The sequence below is a fragment of the Janthinobacterium sp. BJB301 genome, assembly GCF_002735685.1.
GTDB classification, from domain to species: domain Bacteria; phylum Pseudomonadota; class Gammaproteobacteria; order Burkholderiales; family Burkholderiaceae_D; genus Janthinobacterium; species Janthinobacterium lividum.
Window position 1 is genome coordinate 503,036 of record NZ_PDZJ01000003.1, and the last position, 17,906, is coordinate 520,941.

The following is a 17,906-nucleotide window of genomic DNA, read 5'->3' on the forward strand; positions in this document are numbered from 1 at the left end:
AATACAAAACGGCGCCACTGGCGCCGTTTTCTTTATGTGCCGCTTATTTGCTGCGCTCATGTTCCATCGCCGCGCCCGCCAATGCCTGGACGATGGCCGGCGCCGCTTCCAGCCGCTCGCTGTAGCGGCTGCCCAGGTAATCGCGGCGGTCGCGCACCAGCAAGGTGAATTTATACAGCTCTTCCATCACGTCGACCAGGCGCTCGTAATACGGCGATGGTTTCATGCGGCCGTCATCGTCGAATTCCTGATACGCCTTGGCAACCGAAGACTGGTTCGGTATCGTCACCATGCGCATCCAGCGTCCCAGCACGCGCAAGCCGTTGACGGCATTGAACGATTGCGAACCGCCCGACACTTGCATCACGGCCAGGGTCCGGCCCTGCGTGGGCCGCACGCTGCCCGTTTCCAGCGGCAGCCAGTCGATCTGCGACTTGAACACGCCCGTGACGGCGCCATGGCGTTCCGGGCTGCACCACACTTGCCCTTCCGACCATAGCGACAGCGCGCGCAATTCCTGCACCTTCGGATGCTCGGGTGACACGCTGTCGACCATGGGCAAGCCATGCGGGTCGAACACGCGCGTGTCGGCGCCAAAGTGGCGCAGGATGCGCTCCGCTTCCAGGGTCAGCAGCTTGCTGTACGAGCGCTCGCGCAAGGAACCGTACAGCAGCAGGATGCGCGGCGCATGGGTGGAAACGTTAACCGGCGCCAGCTTGTCCAGGTCCGGCACGTCCAGGTGCGCGGCATTGATATTCGGCAAGTCATTCATTCAGGCCACCGGCTTGCCGTCGGCGCCGACCACGGCCTGGCCGTCTTCCTTGACGAAGGCCCCTTGCTGCGGCAATGGCAGGATGTCCAGCACTTTTTCCGAAGGCCGGCACAGGCGCACGCCCAGTTCCGTGACGACGATGGGGCGGTTGATCAAGATAGGATGGGCTTGCATGGCGTCCAGCAGGGCCGCGTCCGGCAAGTCCGGATTGGCCAGGCCCAGTTCGTCATACAGGGCGCCCTTGTCGCGCATGACGGCGCGCACGGTCAGGCCGGCGCGGGCGATCAGGTCGAGCAATTCCTCGCGCGAAGGCGGATGCTTGACGTAATCGATGATGACGGGCTCGACACCCGTGTTGCGGATCAGGGCCAGGGTATTGCGCGAGGTGCCGCACGCCGTGTTGTGATAGATCGTGATCGTCATGTCGTGATGTCCTTGAGTAAATGAGATTCAGTGACGCAACAAGGGGCGCCAGCACAGCAGTTCTCGGTCAAGAAGGCCAGCAAGCCATTCATGCCCGCATAGTTGGCGGCGTAGATGATGGAGCGGCCCGCCTTGCTCGCCGTCACCAGGTTGGCGTGCGCCAACTCCTTCAAGTGAAACGACAGCGACGATGGCGCGATCGCCAGCGCTTCGGCGATTTTCGTCGCCGCCATGCCTTGCGGCCCCGCTTGCACCAGCAGGCGGAACACGGCCAGCCGCGATTCCTGTGCCAGCGCAGCCAGGGCAGCGATGGCGGCCGTGCTTGTCAGCGGCGCAGCCTGCGTTGCGATAGTATTGTTGTTTTCCATAATTCAATAATACTCGAATTATGGAATCAATGCCAGTAATCACGATGCGTACGTAACCCAGCGCACCGACTGCCATGATCAATCGGTCTATCTTAATGAAAAAATCACTGCGATTGGCATCCCCATGACACGCTCGACACCCCTGAAAATCCTCGGCTGGAGCCTGGCCACCCTGCTGGCCCTGATCGCCATCGTGGTCATCTTCGTGCTGACCTTCGACTGGAACCGCGCCCGCCCCTACATCAACGAAAAGGTGTCGGAAAGCACGGGCCGCACCTTCGTCATCGGTGGCGATTTGCAGGTGCAATGGAAGCAAGGGCTGAAAACGGAGCCGGGCTGGCGCCGCTACGTGCCGCGGCCCATCATCAGTGCGCAGGACGTGCGCATGAGCAACCCGGACTGGGCGACGGCCGGCCCGCAACTGGCCAGCGCGAAACGCATCGACGTGGCCATCCATCCGATGCCCCTGCTGCAGCACAGGCTGGTGCTGACGGACCTGGCGCTCGACTCTCCCAATATTGCCCTGCAGCGGCGCGCCGATGGCAGCAACAGCTGGACCTTGAAGGATAACGGCCCTTCGGCATGGGACGTGGAAATCCAGCGCATGGCCTTCGGCGACGGCGCCATCCGCTACCTCGACGAGGGCATCGCGCTGGACCTGCGCGCCAAGGTCAGCTCGACAGCACCCGACGCCACGCCGGGCGACGCGCCAGGCAGCGCGCCCGTGCAGAAATACGGCATCGAATTCACCCTCGGCGGCAGCTACCGCAAGGCGCCCGTGACGGGTGGCGGCAAGGCCGGTGCCGTGCTGTCCTTGACCGATAACAACACCGTGTATCCCGTGCAGGCGCATGCCGTGCTGGGCAAGAACAAGGCCAGCATCGATGGCACCCTGACGGACCCGCGCTCGCTGTCGGGAATCGATTTGCAGCTGAGCCTGGCCGGCGCCAGCATGGCCGACCTGTATCCGCTGACGGGTGTGCTGCTGCCGGAAACCCCGGACTACGCCACCAAAGGCCGCCTGCTGGGCAAGAAGGAAGGCGCCATCTGGAACTGGACCTATCAAGACTTCAAGGGCACGGTGGGCCAGAGCGACCTGGCCGGTACCCTGCAGTACTTGCCGCGCCAGCCGCGTCCCTTGCTGCGCGGCGAAGTGACGTCGCAGCAATTGCGCCTGGAAGACCTGGGCCCTACCATCGGCGCCGACAGCAATGCGCAGAAACAGGCGCGCGGCAAGGCGCCTGTGCAGCCCGACAACAAAGCCTTGCCCGTGGAGCAGTTCAATACAGCCAAATGGAATGCGCTCGACGCCGACGTGAAATTCACGGGCAAGAAACTGGTGCGCACGCACGATATCCCGCTCAACAATGTCGTCGCCAACATCCACATGAAAGACAAGGTGCTGAGTCTGACGCCGCTCAACTTCGGCATGGCCGGCGGCGACATCACCTCGAACATCACGCTCGATGGCCGTCAAAAGACCATCGCCGCGCAAGCCAAGGTGGCGGCGCGCCACCTCAAAATTCGCGAACTGTTTCCCAAGCTGCAATCGATGCAAGCGAGCTTCGGCGAAGTGTATGGCGATGCGGCGCTGACGGGCCACGGCAATTCCGTCTCGGCCATGCTGGCCAGCGCGAATGGCGAGCTGGCGGCCACCGTCAGCGAAGGCTCCGTCAGCCAGTTCATGCTGGAACTGGCTGGCCTGAACCTGGCCAATGCCGTCTTCGTGAAAATCTTTGGCGACAAGCAAGTCCACCTGAACTGCCTGGCCAGCGACTTCGCCGTCACGAATGGCCAGGCCAACGTGCGCCGCTTCGTGCTCGACACGGACAGCGCCGTCGTGAATGTCACGGGCAACGTCAACCTGGCAAGCGAAACCCTGGATCTCGACGTGCGCCCCCGTACCAAAGGCGCCCGCATCATCACCCTGCGCACGCCGCTGTATGCGAAAGGCACGTTCAAGAACCCGGACGTGGGCCCGCAGAAAGGCCCGCTGGCGTTGAAAGCCGGCGCCGCCGTGGCGCTGGCCACCGTCGTCACGCCGCTGGCCGCCCTGCTGCCGCTGGTCAGCGTCGACAAGGCCCCCGACACGGACTGCGCCGCCGTCATGGCGCAAGCCAACGCCACCCGCAAGGCCCCGACTTCGCCTGCGACGAATGCGCCAGCGAAAAAAGTGAGCGAAGCGGAAATCAGGAAGGCGCAGCAGGAAAAGAAATAGACCTTGATGCAGCCGCTTGAAAGCCGTGCCACCATCTGCTGTAATGAAGGAGCGGGGTGTGGCTCAGCCTGGTAGAGCGCTGCGTTCGGGACGCAGAGGCCGGAGGTTCGAATCCTCTCACCCCGACCAAAAATCCTTTTATAATCAAAGGGTTCTCGTCCCAGGCGAATGTGGCTTTGACAGATTTCTGCGCGTTAGTGGCAAATTAGTGGCAAAGCTTGCGGTCTCCCCGCAATACATATAACTCCTGATTCATAGACTCGGCTCCATAACACCTAGGAGCAAAGGTCTCATGGCATCTATTGAAAACCGTTCCCGCTTCGTCGTCAGTGTCAAGAACCGCGAAGACCTGACCCAAACGTTCGCTTACAACCGCGATAAGCAACTGAAGGCCTATATAGCAAAGCTGAAGGCGGACGGATATAAACCAAAACTGGTTCGCACCAACGACAGCTTCGCCATCCGCGTGCGCGATGCCGGTCACCTGAATCAATGCCTGTACGCGCATACGGAACAGGAGGCCGTCGACATCAAACAGCGTCTGGAACTAGAACGTCGAAATGGTTTGTTCGTGGACTACGCCAAGGGTCGTAGCGTGACTTTCGCCGACCTCCTGGCACGCTATCTGCGCGAGGTCTCTCCTCGTCACAAAGGCTTTGAGGTTGAAGGCTACATCATCAATGCCCTTTTGTCTGATGCAGGCCTTCCGCGAGTGGACATCGCCCAGGCATACGCCGACCATAAGAATCCGCATCCGAGCTTGGCCGGCAAAGCCTTCCGCAAACCTTCTGGAAGGAAAATGCGCGTGCCATCGCCTGCGTCATGCTTCATTCGCAAGCCTTTCGCGGATATCGTACCCGACGACTTCAACGACTACATTGACGACCGTTGTATGAGCGTGGAAACGCGGTCACTCACTTGGGACAGCATCAACTTCAACGAGCAGACGGCATTCATCCCCGAGTCCAAAAATGGACGCCCTCGCACGCTCGCGCTGCGCAAGGACATTCTTGTGTTGCTCCAGCAGTTGCCGCGTGATGATGAAAAAGTGTTTCCGATGAGTCTGGACGCCTTGTGCAAAGCCTGGGCACGAATCTGCAAGGCTGCTGACCTGATGGGTGAAAATGAGCTTCACGTGCATGACCTCCGGCACGAGGCGATTTCCCGCGTAGCCGACGCGGGAGGCAGGCTCCCCGGAGGATTCTCCTTGGTTGACCTACAGGCGTTCAGCGGGCACCGCGACACCCGTATGTTGCTTCGCTATACCCATCTGTGCATGCCCAGCTTGGCAAAGCGGCTAGACGAGGCATTCGCTGACAAGAGCCAAACCGTAGTGCATCGTGGGCAACGGCGCCTGCGGAAAGGCGCTCAGTTGAGCATGAAGGACTTGACCACCGCGCAGCCAAAGCAGCCACCGGCGTTGATTGTCGCGTCGGAGCCAGCGGCACGGCCATGCAACGTGGTCCCGTTCCGCCTCCGTGCCGCAGCCTGACCTGCATGACCCATAAGATGAGGGCACCGCGAGTGCCCTCATCTCTTGCTACTTGCTGATGTTTCATACTCGTTCAGCAGGAGGAGCGCCGAGTTTTTGCTTCAATTGCTATAGGAGATACCCTCCCCCGCCAGTCATCCCAATGCCCCCACGCGAACTCCTCTACGAACTCCACCTGCCCGAGCCCCCCCCCTCCAACAATGCCATCAAGGGCATGCATTTTCATGCGTACAAAAAACTGCGCAACGGCTGGCGCGCCCGTGTGCTGGCGGCGATTAGCGGCAAAGCGCCCACGACACCGCTTGTCAGAAGCGCGCTGGAAATAGAACGTCACTGCGCCGGCAGCCTGGACTGGGATAACGCGTACGGTGGCTTAAAACCTCTGCTGGACTGCCTTGTTGTGCCAAGCGCGCGTAACCCTGATGGGTTGGGGCTGATTCAGGACGATAGCCCCAAGTTCATGCCCGAGGCGCCGCGTATGGCCCAGGTCACAGCAAGACGGGGCAAAGGCTGTACTGTCGTGCGCATTTACGCCGTCGACCAATTGGCCTGCGGCGATTGCGATAGTGTCCACGGTCTACGGTAAGGGCTTGCCGGGGCGAATTTTGCCTGCGCCACTCGCCAGCCTCAAAATTGACAATGTCAGTTTTTTTATTGCATTATATTGACATTGGAAAATTTGAGGCATACTATGGTTGCTCAATGAAAAGGCAAACACGATGCGTGACGACCTACATAGAACTGTTCCGCTAACTCGGCCATGGCAATCCGTTGTGAAATTTGCATCCCGTGAAGCGGACTGGTCGCGCGTTCCAGATGCAATTTCGAGAGCAGTCCATTGTGAAGTCGATGCCGGCCTTGAACCCAAATGGGCAAGCGGCTTCAAGGCAGGGTTACTACCCTCGGAAACGGATTTCTTTGAAGAGGAAAGGCTATCGCGTTTCATTAATGATTTTAGCCAGCAAGATATGACTCCTCGTGAGCGTCAACTCATTGAAATTGCTAAGGGTCTACTGGCGAGGGATGGCAGCGCCAACCTTTATGCGCATGCAATCGCCGAACTATATCGTCAAGTGCTTGATGCCGATATCGAGCAAGTCACGGCAAGAGTTCGAGAAATTTGGGGAGCGCAACAAGCTTCTGAAGTTCGACAAGGTCTCCTGCGGGCCGCCGCCGAGTGTTCTTTCACGGAAGCACCGAAGGCCAAGGAACCCACCAAACACAACAGCGTCGCGACTTTGCTCAGCGAAGCAATTGAGTTGAATATCTAATGAAAACCCCAACGGCGTTTCCAGTAAGTGCCACGATTCGGGTTGTCGAAAATTCGCCGGAAAAACCAAAATGTGGCGAGTACATTGCCGAACTTGGTCGCGACATTCGCATCAGCACTACCTTACTGGATGAGTATTGCTTTTCCTCACCCACCGACCTGACGCATGACTTGATGTCACTGCTAGGTGCAGTTCGATTCGCGGACAGAAGCGTCAAACGCCACCATTGCGATGGTTGGGGACGTAGACTGGACATCGAATTACCCGTGCTCGACAAGGCGCTGTGGCAAGGTGAAGAAGTAGCCTCAGCGCTTCAAGAATGCCTAGGATACTTAACGGGCGATAGTTGGCACTTCAAATTTGTCCAACGTAAATCCCGGCCCTGTGATGACCATCAAGGTCACGCAATTTCTTCATCCGACGTTTCGCGAGTATTCATTCCATACAGCCACGGCTTGGATTCGTATGCACAAACGCGGTTACTTCAACAGCGAGAGCCCGGATGCGAAGTTGTTTGCGTTTTCACGGACAACAAATCGAATTCCAAAACCTGGAAGCAGTTCTGCAAGGATAAGCCACAGGGAGGCGTGCGGGCAGTTAAAGTACCCGTAGAGGTGAGTGAACCGCATCATGCTGAGCCAACGTTTCGGTCACGCCCATTCATGTACTACATCCTGTCCGCGTATGGGGCTCTACGAAGTAACTCTAATCGCGTTCTAATACCTGAAAATGGCCAAGGCAGTCTTGGTGGTTCATTAGTCCCCCTTGGCAACGAAAGTAAGCATCGTAGTTGCCACCCAGGCTTCACTAAGCGCATTCGCGACCTACTTGAGAAACTAACGGGCAAGACCGTGAAGTTCGAGCACCCGGCCCTATTTCAAACCAAAGGGCAAGTAATGGAGGCACTAGCCGCGATAGAGCCCAATACTGACAGCTGGCTGCGCGACCATCGTTCATGCTCTCACGACCAGCGCCATGCTAATCATAACGGCGCTCGGGTTCATTGCGGGGCCTGCGGAAATTGCATCCTACGTCGGGCGTCCGCGATTGTTGCTGGAATCGCTGATTCAACGACATACAAGTTCGCAAGCCTTACCGCCGAAGCACTCCACCAAGCAGTACTTGACGCCGGCGAAGCACCGCGCGAAATCAAATCGTTCAACGACTTGGCGGCTAACAGCATCCGTAGTATGCAAAGAATGGCTGACCTTACAAAGGAGCCGGCAAGTCCAATTTTTTGGAGCGAAGCGGCCGGACTCTCCGAATACCTGGCATTGGACGTGAAGCAAGCCCACGCCAAATTGATGGAACTAATTCAACAACACGAAAGGGAATGGAGCAGGTTCCTCGCTAAATGCGGAGACCATTCCTGGATTGCACAAATGGCGAGAGGTTAACATGGGAATTGAACTGCAGGTCCGGCCAGAAGTTCTTGGCGCGCGCCTCAAGAGCGCCCGAACGTTGGCCAAATTTACTCAAGAGAGTGCCGCACAATCTCTCGGTTTCGCGCGCACCACTGTGGTCGCTATTGAGGCTGGAAAGCGCCAAATTTCGGTAGAGGAGTTGCGCGCCTTCGCTGAGCAGTACGGCGTGTCAGAAGGGGAGCTGCTCTCCGGCGGCCGTCAGCCACTAGACATGGATGTGAAGTTCCGGAAGACGGGATTTGAAGACGAAGGTATCACGGACCAGATTTTGGTTGGCTCTTTATTAAACCGACTGGCCGCGTCAACGGTAGAGTTGGAGGCAATGTTGGAGAGTCCGGCAATCAAACTCGACTATCCAACTATTCGCCTAAATCGCGATGAACCGCTCGAGCAGCAAGCAGAGGATGCCGCAATGTCCTTGCGCCAACGCCTTGGCATTGGAATGGGGCCAATTTCAAATCTTACGGCGCTAATTGAGTTTGACCTTGGACTGAGAATATTCGAGCGTCCGCTTCCATCGAAGGTGAGTGGTGCGGTCGCTTTCGACGAAGAACATGGTGGATTCGTCCTCCTTAATTCTAATCATCCGCCGCAGCGCCGTCGACTGACTGCCGCACATGAAATATGCCACCCCCTATTGCGGAAAGCCGGGCTTGCTGTACTTTTTGAAACCGTCGACTTTGAAGACCGCGAAGACAAGTTCTGCGACTGGTTCGCTCGCGCATTTCTAATGCCGGCAGTCTCGATGCGCCGTAAAGCGAGCGAACTGAGGAATTTGGCAGGCGAATTTTCGGTGCGGCATCTTTTGATGATGGCAATTTATTTCGGCGTGTCTGTCGAAGCAGTCACGCGAAGACTAGAAGCACTGGGCGTCGTGCCTAAAGGATTGTTCGACTCCCTAAAGGACCGTGGCCTGGGAACGCGCCACATAGACGAGGTCCGACGGGAAATCGGTGATGAACCAACGAATGGGAAGTTTACCCCGCGCCTTTACCTATTGGCAGGTGCGGCCTATGACCGTGAGCTCGTATCCGAACAACAGCTCTCCAAGAAACTCGAACTCGATTTGGTTACGGTCCGAAGCATGTTGTCCGAAGTCTCTGCTGCAGGAGGAGGTGTCCTTGCGCTCGATTTCTGAGACTATCCCAAGTGGACCGCTAGTGCTCGACGCGAGCGTTGTCTTCAACCTATTGGCGTGCCAGCGGCCTGATGATGTACTGCGCTCGATAGGTGAAGTCTTCTTAATCGAAGAACGTACACTAGCCGAAATTAAGCGCCATCCCATCGAAGGGATGTGTCACAAGAAAATATTAGAAAGACTATCCGCCGACGGCCTCGTTCGCACCCACCGGATGACACCACCGGAGTACGAACTATACTTAAGCCTAGTTACCGGCAAGCCGGCGGAGTGTCTCGACGATGGCGAAAGCGCGGCCATCGCAGTGGCCGTCAGCTTGAACTATACGGTCATCCTCGATGATGGGAAGGCCCGACGAATCCAACGCGAGCGGTTCCCGTCTCACCAAGTCATCAGTTCACTTGGGCTATTCTTGGCCGCAGGAGAACGCGGCAATTGGTCAAGAATCGACATCAGGACTTTGGTCCTCGAAGCTCGAACGAATGCCCGGATGAATATCGTCAGAGGGGAGGAAGAGCTGTTCGCAGGTCTACAATTTTGAGAAACAAGCGCTCAACGCCTCACCATAAACGATTTTTCATCCGGCAAACGAGCGTAGGAGTTCCCTTACTCAATGAGTGCTTTAAGTAGCGCGTCTCTGGCATCAAGGTAAAATTGAATGTCCACCTTTGTCGCCATATCATCCGAGAGCTCGTTGAGTTGACGCCTACAACTTACCGGCATCAGCAGGGCCTGTGCGCCCTTCTCAACCGCAATTTCAGCGATGTTGACGGCGTTGTGAACAGGTTCGATTGAGCCACCGAGATTGATTTCGCCGACCACGACCAGCCCACCACGAACCGACTTCCGGAGCAATGCGCTGGACAAAGCTATCAACACAGGCACTCCAAGCTTTGCCCCAGACTTGGAGGCGTCGAATGCTCTAAGTTGGACGGAGAACTCATGTGACCTGGGGTCTCGGTCACCGACAAGCTGAACTGACCGTGCGTACAAATTTTGTTCTGCGTACCGCATCGACTCTTGAAAAGCCGGCGGCGTCGGCTTGTTCAAAATACGAACGCCGGAGCCTGGTCCCTCGTTGACTTCGATGCGATAAAGGCCAGGATTATCGTCAGCGCCACCGGGGCTGATGGTCCATACTTGGCCAGCCTCCAATGGGTCGACACCTAATGTGTTGTCGCTCCGAAGCTCGGGTGTAACGACAAATTTCTCAACTCCCTCGGCGCCCATTGTGTAGCTGAAATGCGTGTTGCGGAACTCCGCTGCACCAATACGCTTTTGCTGCTCTTTCACCCGGCGGCGCACTTCAAGTGCCAGGCGCACAGCCCACTCGAGGTCTTCGTCGTTGACTTGCGCGCTCGAGTCAGGGTAGATGAGCTTAAGCAGGCCACTAACTGTCTTATTGACGGCGTTGAGGTCGCGGCCAGACAACGCGCCGCCCCAAAAAACACGCCCCTGCAGGGTTGATACCCGGCTTTGGCCCCGCAGCTGAGTGAAGCATTCTGAAAGGAAATCGCTCACCAATCCAAAGTGGTCGGTGAACAAGCTTGGGTTCAACTTTGGCACATCCCAACCGGGCAGGAAGCAGTGAATCCGGTCCATGAAGGCTGTGTCGTCGCGCATCTCAGGCGGCAGCGGCCCGAAGAGGTGACCCACACGCTGCTGGTGCTCAACGTCAACGTCGAAGTTACCGACCAGGACAATCGAACCATCCGCTCGAATGCTCTCTTTGCCGCGGGAGAACTCTCCCGACTCCATGTAACCCTTCATGATGTTGACGCCGTCCTTTTGGTCAAAGGACACACCAGAGACCTCATCAAAACAGACAACATCATATTGGCATACCAAGCCGCGCTGACCATTTTGATTGTTTACGAACATGCGAGCCACGGTAGCCTTACCTCCGGAGATGAGGTGCGCATATGGCGAAATCTGCTGAAACAAATGCGACTTACCGGTTCCACGAGGACCAAGTTCGACTAGATTATAGTTGCGCTCCACGAAGGGCACCATACGCAGCAGCAGGGCGTCCTTGGCACGCTCCGTCAGGTCTCCCGGCTCAAATCCCACGCTACGAAGCAACAGGTCGCGCCATTCGGGCGTCGTAAATTGGCCGCGTCCCTTGGCCAGCACGTCCAGCACCTCGCGCTTGGAGAGTTGAATGGCACGCAAAGCGTCCACACCAAAGGGCCGTCCGCCCTTCTCTTGCGCAATTGACGAGTCATAACCTAACGTGACCTCGGCATAGAAACCGCCAGTCAACATGCGCTCGTTGTCCTTCACCATCTCTGGCGTCAGCCGTACGTCATTGAGTCGTAAGCTCGGCAAAGTGGCAACATAGGAATCTGTCTTCGAGTCCAAGCGCGCGGTGATAATGTCAATGATTTTCACGGAGCCAGACTCACGCGCGCGGGCCTTAAATAGCTCTTCCTCTCCCGCCTTGACCGTGCGGGACCCCAACTGCCGCTGCACGATATCCAGGCCTTCCTGAATTTCGGCTTCGTCGGTGGTGGCACAGTAGCGGCCAAGTAGGAACTCCACCACGTAGGTTGGCACAGGGAACTGACGACTGAAAGTTCGCACAAGGTCCTTTCGTACAACATAGCCTTCGAACGCTGTTGTGGCCTTACGGTCTAGCTCATCAAGTTGCATCATCATGTCTCTCCCACAGTGGTGGCCTTCTTCAGTATTATCTCGCCTTCGGAGTCCAATACAATCACCACGGCGGCCGCGCCCATGTGTTCATCATCAGTCACGGCCAAGCTGGCCTTGCCTCCCTCCAAAAGCTTGATGCTGGCCGCCAGCGAGCTGGAAGCTAATGCCGCCTTAGTGCGGATGTCTACGCGCTGGCCGGGCGACGCGCCCTCCACCACGACCGTGCAGCGCAGTCCTTTCCATGTCACCGCTTTCAGCGTAGCAGGGGAATCCGCCCCAGAGGTGCCGACACTGTTCAACTCCAGTACCGGCACTAGGCACTCCTGCAGGCTGATGCCGCCATGAGCGTACTCGGCCCCGGCGGTGAAGTTGGCCACCCCAGGCGCATATGCCACTTGCACATCTTTGCACCAGTCCCAGCCAAAAGTCAGCGAGGTGCCATGCGCGCTGTCCTTGAGTACCGCGCAGCGCCCCCAACGCGTCTCCGCTTGATGCTTAGCCAGGTCGGACTTAGGCAAGCCGTTGGGCATGAGCAGCCAACCATGGTCGGTGACGATGCGGATGCGCCTCCAGCCAGCGTCGAAAAGTTCGTTGACCCTCTCCACCACCTGGTCGAGTTGTGTGTCCATGTCGCGAGCCAGTCGAATGCCATGCTCGTGCCCGTAGTGGTCCAGGTCGCCAGCCTCTGTCCAAGCATGGCCCTGCGGGTCGCCGCACTCGTGCTTGCCTAATGGTTGCACGCCGTGTTCGGCTAGAAGCTTGCGAAAGTTATGACCGGACAGCGGCTTGCCGTCCGCAGCCACCCGGGGTTCGAAGTCGACGTCGTCGGCAGCACCAGCGATGAAGGCCGCCACCGGCGAACACCAGGCCTTTCCCGACGCCGTCACCGACGGCAGGCTGGTCCAGCGTGCTGACAGGTTCGTTGTTCCCAAGGCCGAAAGGCGTTGTTGAAGCCGCATTGCAACGTCGTAGCGCAGACCATCGACGAATACGGTACAGGTGCCGGCCGCCGCGACATTGACGGCCGAGGGCTCGACCGGCGTCAACCCGCCCGTCGACTTCACGGCCTCCTGCAGCCGATGTGCCGCTTCTTCCAGCCAGGGTAAGTACATCGCGCGCAACGCTCCACTAACGGCCTCTAGGTCGCCTTTAGAATGTGCACAGCCAAGCGCCTGCAGCGCAGCGTCGTCCACACGCCACCCAGTCTGCTGGTAGCTCGCTGCCAATTCAGGGGGCGTCTGGCCAACGGGCGCATTTGCACTGCGTTGGGCCAGCTCGGTCAAATGCTCCAACGCCGTCGCCAAATGCGAGCGCCCCATACGGGCCCACAACCAGCCGCGCCGAACGCCGTGCTCCTTCTCGGCCGCAGCGACGGCCGCGCGAGCCTGCGGCGCATCCATGACAGCACAGGCTAATAGGGTATAGCGCAACGCGGCTTCGCCCTGCTCGTTGGCCTGCGGGTAGCCTGCCAGCTGGTCCTGTTCGGGGAAAAGCCCCAACTGCGGCGGCTGGACCTTTGCGAGTAGACCAAAGATGTTCGGGAAGCTTGCAAAGGAGTCTCGGTAGAGCACCGCCACCGCCCCCCACTTACCTTCACCCTTGGCCAAACGCTCGGCGGCCACCAGCACACCGTCGGCCAAGGGCTCGAAGCCGAAGTCCGACTTGCAGCGTTTGGCAAATACCTCCCATAGCACGACTCCCCATTCCTGGCGTGCAGCCTCTGGCGCATTCATCCACAGCAATAGGTCGCGCGCTGGGTTCGGCGCGAGCAGACCGAGCAACCACTCCGCGTTGATGGCGCGGTTCTGTAGTTCTTCCACCGGGTGCTCAAGCAACAAGCCAGCTTGCAATGCTTGGCCGAGAACCTCTTGCGTTGCCTTGTCTTGCGCTACGTCCAGACCCAGGCCGCCGCTTTTCGACGCCAAGAAGGCGCTCACCGTCCAGTCCTTTGCATTGGCTTGGCTCCAAAATATTCCGCGGTATTGCAGTTCGGCCAAAGGCTGCAGGTAGCGTGGGCAGGACTCGATGGCCCGCAACTCCGCGCGACTCACGCCCGGCAGATATACGATTGGCACGCCCTCGAATGAAGCTTCGGTAATGAGACCGGCCAATGCGCACTTGAGCCACACCGCCGGGCCGCGACGCGCCTCGGGCTCATAGGAACCTAGTTCGCACAGTCCGGGCAGCAGTTTTTTCAACGATGGCAGCGCGGCTTGCCACTGTCGCTCTTTGTCGGGCCATAGCACTGCGGCGGCGGGCGCTGCAGCATGCGAATTAATCTTGGACGCCGCCTGCAAGGCGGCCACAAGTTGTGAGCAGACTGTTGTTCCGGGGGGAAATTTCATGCGGCGCCTTCCTGTAGCTGCTCTACGTAACGCGCCACTACGTAGCCAAAAGCGTCAAGCTCACTTTTGCGTAGCGGTTCGGTGTAAGCGCCTTTCTTGCGATTAGTCACGGTTGCACCCTTGACCAGTTCACCTCGCAGTTCCACGGCCAGTTCGATACGAGCAAAATCATCACCTTGCCGAATGTCGTCAAGCGCAATAGGACGCGATTTCTGTGGGTTCCCATTGATGCGCCAAGTAAGCTGCGACAGCGCGATGGCCAGCGCATCAAGCACAGTGGACTTTCCCACTCCGTTAACGCCTACAAATGCCGTAGTTCGTTCTGCGAAATCCAGCTCCAGTGCCTTGACGCCACGAAAGCTGAGCAGGCTGAGTCGTTTTACTTTCATGATGCATCACCTCTCGCTTTTTTCTTCTCCGCCACCGTTAGGTGATAGTCATTGATGCGGTCGCCACCAAACACCTTCAACCAGGGTGCGCTTTCCACGTCTTTTCCGCGGTCCTTTTCCCACGTGATGTTGAGCTTGGGCTTCTTGTTGTGGCGCAAAACCTCGGCGGTCAAAAAGGGGCGGATGTTCAGGCGTATTCCGTCGTTGAGGTCTGGGTTCCAGCCGATGGGTTGCTCGGCGAGCGACTTCCAGCGCACGAATATGTCGTAGGGCTTCTCGCCTTCTAGGATGAGCTCCAAGCGGCGCTTCAGGTCTTGGGCGGCGGCTAGGCGGGTTGGGGCGCCGTCAATGCCGTCGCGCACGCCAGCCTCCTGTTGGCGTATCCAATCGCCCAGGTAGGTGTGGACGAGGCGCTCCAGGTTCTTGGCGTCAAGCTTGTGGTAATTTACAAGCGCGGCAAAGCCGTCTTTCAGGCCGTCCCACACGTGCCAGATGAAGGGGCGGTGGTAGAAGCGCTTAGCGTGCTGCTCGAAAAACTTATCGCGTAGCCAGACGTCCAGGCTCTTACCAACGCAATCGGCATCGGTCAGCAGCTTGTCGAGCACGGCGGGTTTCCAACTGCCGGGCTGCACTGTCTCCCAAGCGGCAATGAGTAATTTAAGTAGACGCTCATGCGCGGACGGCTCGCCGCGAACTCCGGGCAAGCAAACGATGCCATCGTCGTCGGTATGTTCGCTTAATTCGTCGCAATATTTTGTCCAGGAACGAGCCTTGTCGGCCAATGCCATCGCCTTGTCGGTCTCAGCAGGCCAGCGGTATCCGACTAATCGGGCGACGGCCACTTGTAGCGGCTCCGTGGCCGGCTGCGGGTGGCCGTGGAATAGCCATTGTGTCGGGTCGTCAGAATAGGGCTGCACAAACCCATCTGGATACCGCTCGTTGGCGACCTTCGTCCAATATTCCAAGTCAAACGGAACTTTTGTCAAAGTTCCGTTTGTAACGTTTAATTTTTGGTCAATTCGTCGTATAGCTGAAGCATATTCATCCGATGAGCAGTAACACCAAATTGCCGCGACGTGTGATTTCTCGTGAGGTACAAGAACGCCAATATTATTGTCAAATTTGTTTCCCACATACAAACTGACTGGCAAATCTCGCATTAGGCGAACCGCCACCCCTGCTTGCCCCCAAGCATTTATACCTTGCCTGTCGCGCCCCCTGTCAATATCTTGGGCGGCGGCGAGTTGTCGCATTAGTCCCTCACCACCCTCGTAACGGACTACGCACTCCAACCCGGCCCATTCTTGAGTTGAATCAGGCGCACTTTGATGGAGCTCCCAGTCGTTTCCTATCACTTCGCTCTCGTGCTCCCAAAAAAACTGGACGAATAGTGGTGTATCGCTTGTGGAAAGGCCAATTGACGAGAACGCAAATTGGCTCAGCAGGTCACCTTGTTGACCACCTTCCAAGGCAATTCTTGAATCAGGGTTATTTATTTGGGATTGCTGATTTAGAACAAGCATCTCGCCGCTCGCCAGCATTTGTCGCTTCTCATCCAGTGTTTTGATTTTGAAGGCGTTAAATGCTGAGAATTTCGAATCAGGCGTCGGCTTTGCGCGAGTGCTAATTACCAGCGTCGCCAGTGGTCCTCGGTCACCAAAATACTCCCAAGCTTCTTCACCGAGCGATACGACAGAATTTAAAGTTGCGCTACTGAGGAGCCACTTCCGAAAGTGAACATAGCTCTGCAAAAACCACCAGTTCTGAGGGCTTACAATCCCGAATGACGCATTATCGAGGCAAAGTGCATGGCACCGCTCAATAAAAACAGTGGCGAGGTCGTTCTTCGCAGCCGGGTAGTGTTTTTCGCAGTACTTTCGAAGAAACTCTGAATGCTTGCCGCGCACGAGGTACGGCACATTTGTGACGACAAAGTGATAGCGCATGTCCAGTAAGCGTGCGGCGTCTAGCAGACCACGGGCAGTTAGCGCCAAGTCCCACACTTCATCGTCACGTTCGCCGGAACCCATCAACGTAGTGGTAGAGCTTTCCCGCGTCAACGCTCGCTCGAGTAACACCCTAGTCGAGGTAAAATCGAAGAGGCCAAGGCTGCCGGACCCCAAGCTGCGCTCAGGGTCAAGTAGGCTTCCCAGCAGAGGCGCCTGAGCAAAGCAGCTGTGCAAGTGACGCAACTCTTGTCGAGTTAGTTCGGCATGCGCGTCGTCTAGTGGAACAAGCGCTTCCCATTCTTCAGCACTCGCAGAAATCTTCAGCCCACAGCAGGCAACGTTCGGTACAGGCATGTCGGTACGCACGCCCAGCGGGTTCCCGTTCTCGTCCGGATAGCGCCATGCCGCCAGAGCAAGCGCGAAGACCGCGATTTCCACGCAGCGGGCGTCCAGCTCTAGGCCGTGCAGGTTGTCGGCTAGCACAGCATCTACCGCGTCTGTCGCGCTCAGCCCCTCGTCCGCCATGCGCATGGGCACCAGCAGCAGGAAAGCCGCCACCAGGAAGTGGCCCGAGCCGCAGCACGGGTCGAGCAGCTTGAAGTCTTGCAGCCCGCTTCCGGGGTCACTCGGCCAGCCTTCGAACATGCCGGCGGCGGGCGTGCCATCGTCCAACCTGCGCAAATAGGTCAGCGGCACTGGGCAGGGCTGGCCGGGGTGGCGCGTTAACCACCAGGCACCTAGCGAGTTGTGAAGTAGGAAGTCCACCATATAGGGTTCGGTGAAGAGCTGGGTGACGGCGGGCAGCTCGTCGGCGCCAATCTTCACTTCCGAGGCGTTGACCTCATCCTTGCGCTTGGCCTGCCAGAACTGGTAGACCCAACCTAGGCTGTCGCTGGCCTTAAACACCTCGGATGGCAGCGCGGCCAGCAGGCGCTCAAGTTCACGCTGATGCTCCGGCGCTAAGGCCAGTTCGAATACTGGGCTCTGCGGCTTGAACACCTGCGGAAGCATGCGGGCGGCAAGCTTGCCGGCCAACTCCCACTTGGTCTTGGCAGCCAGGTTCATCGCCGGGTCGGCCTCTTGCACCAAGGCTTCACAGTCGTCCAGCGAGACGGCTGCGCCCGGCTCCCACAGCAGTAAGCCGTTCTCAGCGAGAAAGCGGGCGAACAGCATTCGGTGCCAGTGTTCGTAGGACACTTCCCAGACCAGGTGCCGCATGTCCTGGGTATCGTCGGAGGCCTTGACATCGCCCAGAGCGCGACCGTGGGCGCGCAAGCGACGGCGCAGGGTCTTGAGCTCGTCGGTCAGGTAATCGGGGGCCTTGGCTTCACCTACTGCGACCTGAGTCAGGGTGGCGTGGGCTCCTTTTTCGGCGACCTCACGTGCCGCTTTGACGGAATGCTCAAGCTGGGTGCGCAGTGGCTTAGCCAATGGCTGGTTATTAATGCTGTGGGTTGGCATA

At 58.0% G+C, this 17,906-nt stretch carries 14 protein-coding genes and 1 tRNA gene; 8 read left to right on the top strand and 7 right to left on the bottom strand.

Annotation, left to right across the window (positions count from 1 at the left end):
- Nucleotides 1–43: 43 nt before the first annotated feature.
- The 3 genes from arsH to CSQ91_RS21590 are packed head-to-tail and all read right to left on the bottom strand — an operon-like array spanning nt 44 to nt 1,563.
- Nucleotides 44–772, bottom strand: coding sequence for an arsenical resistance protein ArsH (gene arsH, locus CSQ91_RS21580; protein WP_099389554.1), 729 nt, complete (start codon nt 770–772; stop codon nt 44–46).
- Complete coding sequence (gene arsC, locus CSQ91_RS21585; RefSeq protein ID WP_070280929.1) at nt 773–1,195, bottom strand: arsenate reductase (glutaredoxin); 423 nt, start codon at nt 1,193–1,195, stop codon at nt 773–775.
- Complete coding sequence (locus CSQ91_RS21590) at nt 1,192–1,563, bottom strand: ArsR/SmtB family transcription factor (protein ID WP_175445080.1); 372 nt, start codon at nt 1,561–1,563, stop codon at nt 1,192–1,194. The genes arsC and CSQ91_RS21590 overlap by 4 nt, the downstream gene beginning before the upstream one ends.
- Before the next feature lie 124 nt (nt 1,564–1,687).
- Here CSQ91_RS21590 and CSQ91_RS21595 point away from each other — a divergent pair, with 124 nt between their 5' ends.
- The 8 genes from CSQ91_RS21595 to CSQ91_RS21630 all read left to right on the top strand — a co-directional run bounded on the left by CSQ91_RS21595 (nt 1,688) and on the right by CSQ91_RS21630 (nt 9,647).
- Entirely contained in the window at nt 1,688–3,781 is a 2,094-nt protein-coding gene (locus CSQ91_RS21595) for an AsmA family protein (RefSeq protein WP_099389555.1), read from the top strand.
- Nucleotides 3,782–3,833: 52 nt separating this feature from the next.
- Nucleotides 3,834–3,910: transfer RNA gene (locus CSQ91_RS21600), tRNA-Pro, on the top strand.
- Between the two features lie 163 nt (nt 3,911–4,073).
- Complete coding sequence (locus CSQ91_RS21605; protein ID WP_099389556.1) at nt 4,074–5,273, top strand: site-specific integrase; 1,200 nt, start codon at nt 4,074–4,076, stop codon at nt 5,271–5,273.
- Between the two features lie 142 nt (nt 5,274–5,415).
- Nucleotides 5,416–5,859 carry a hypothetical protein gene (locus CSQ91_RS21610; RefSeq protein ID WP_099389557.1) on the top strand — a complete coding sequence of 148 codons (444 nt, stop codon included), beginning with the start codon at nt 5,416–5,418 and terminating at the stop codon, nt 5,857–5,859.
- Between the two features lie 187 nt (nt 5,860–6,046).
- The gene (locus tag CSQ91_RS21615; protein ID WP_099389558.1) at nt 6,047–6,544 is read left to right on the top strand and encodes a hypothetical protein; all 498 of its coding nucleotides are present in this window, start codon (nt 6,047–6,049) and stop codon (nt 6,542–6,544) included.
- A complete protein-coding gene (locus CSQ91_RS28770) occupies nt 6,544–7,941 on the top strand; it encodes a hypothetical protein (protein WP_143451079.1) in 1,398 nt (465 codons plus the stop codon). The genes CSQ91_RS21615 and CSQ91_RS28770 overlap by 1 nt, the downstream gene beginning before the upstream one ends.
- Before the next feature lies 1 nt (nt 7,942).
- Nucleotides 7,943–9,106, top strand: coding sequence for a helix-turn-helix domain-containing protein (locus CSQ91_RS21625; RefSeq protein WP_099389560.1), 1,164 nt, complete (start codon nt 7,943–7,945; stop codon nt 9,104–9,106).
- Entirely contained in the window at nt 9,090–9,647 is a 558-nt protein-coding gene (locus CSQ91_RS21630; RefSeq protein ID WP_143451080.1) for a hypothetical protein, read from the top strand. The genes CSQ91_RS21625 and CSQ91_RS21630 overlap by 17 nt, the downstream gene beginning before the upstream one ends.
- A 65-nt stretch (nt 9,648–9,712) precedes the next feature.
- On the opposite strand, the gene brxL is transcribed toward CSQ91_RS21630, so the two are convergent.
- The 4 genes from brxL to CSQ91_RS21650 are packed head-to-tail and all read right to left on the bottom strand — an operon-like array spanning nt 9,713 to nt 17,905.
- Entirely contained in the window at nt 9,713–11,764 is a 2,052-nt protein-coding gene (gene brxL, locus CSQ91_RS21635; protein ID WP_099389562.1) for a protease Lon-related BREX system protein BrxL, read from the bottom strand.
- A complete protein-coding gene (gene pglZ, locus CSQ91_RS21640; RefSeq protein ID WP_099389563.1) occupies nt 11,761–14,106 on the bottom strand; it encodes a BREX-1 system phosphatase PglZ type B in 2,346 nt (781 codons plus the stop codon). Before pglZ ends, brxL begins: the two co-directional genes overlap by 4 nt.
- Nucleotides 14,103–14,495 (bottom strand): AAA family ATPase, encoded by a 393-nt coding sequence (locus CSQ91_RS21645; RefSeq protein WP_099389564.1) that lies wholly within the window; start codon nt 14,493–14,495, stop codon nt 14,103–14,105. Before CSQ91_RS21645 ends, pglZ begins: the two co-directional genes overlap by 4 nt.
- Nucleotides 14,492–17,905, bottom strand: a complete 3,414-nt coding sequence (locus CSQ91_RS21650; protein WP_099389565.1) for an Eco57I restriction-modification methylase domain-containing protein — start codon at nt 17,903–17,905, stop codon at nt 14,492–14,494. Before CSQ91_RS21650 ends, CSQ91_RS21645 begins: the two co-directional genes overlap by 4 nt.
- Nucleotide 17,906 lies beyond the last annotated feature (1 nt).